The organism is Mesorhizobium sp. M7A.F.Ca.US.006.04.2.1 (assembly GCF_004022915.1).
Taxonomy (GTDB): Bacteria; Pseudomonadota; Alphaproteobacteria; order Rhizobiales; family Rhizobiaceae; genus Mesorhizobium; species Mesorhizobium ciceri.
In genome coordinates this window covers 1-467 of sequence record NZ_RZQA01001641.1, presented here as the reverse complement: position 1 = coordinate 467, position 467 = coordinate 1, and the positions used below count along the sequence as shown (strand labels likewise).

1 pseudogene is annotated in these 467 nt (G+C 59.1%); it reads left to right on the top strand.

The features are described 5' to 3' along the window. A pseudogene (locus tag EN925_RS39180) lies at positions 1 to 223 on the top strand (NADP-dependent oxidoreductase); the annotation flags it as partial. Between the last annotated feature and the right edge of the window lie 244 nt (positions 224 to 467).

Sequence of the window (467 nt, the reverse complement as noted above, 5' to 3'; positions counted from 1 at the left end):
TGTGACAGTCGTTGGACCGACGGATATTCGACCTGCAGATGGCCTGGCGATTGACTTCGTCGTCGAGGCTGATCGCGGCCAGCTTTGGGAGATCGTTCAGCGGATCCGGGACGGACGACTGCGGACGAATATCGGCAAGGTCTCCAGCCTTGAAGATGCCGTCGCCACCTTCAATTCGACCGAGCGGCGTGCGGGAAAGACGGTCATCCGCGTTCGTCCGTAACAACTTGGGGAGGGACGGCGGTTCCTCTCTCCTCGTCTGCGCGTTTCACCAGGCTGCACGCTGAGGCGGAACCCAAGTGGAGGGAAATTTCACTTGGTCCCAAAGGTTTTGACTTACGAGGCAGCATGACCAGCCAATAAGATACCAACACAATATTGCTGTGGGGTGGCTCGGTTTCCGAACAGCCGGCTTGAGATCCGTCGGCGGAGACGGGTGGGCAGGCATTCATGCAGGGCCGGTGTAC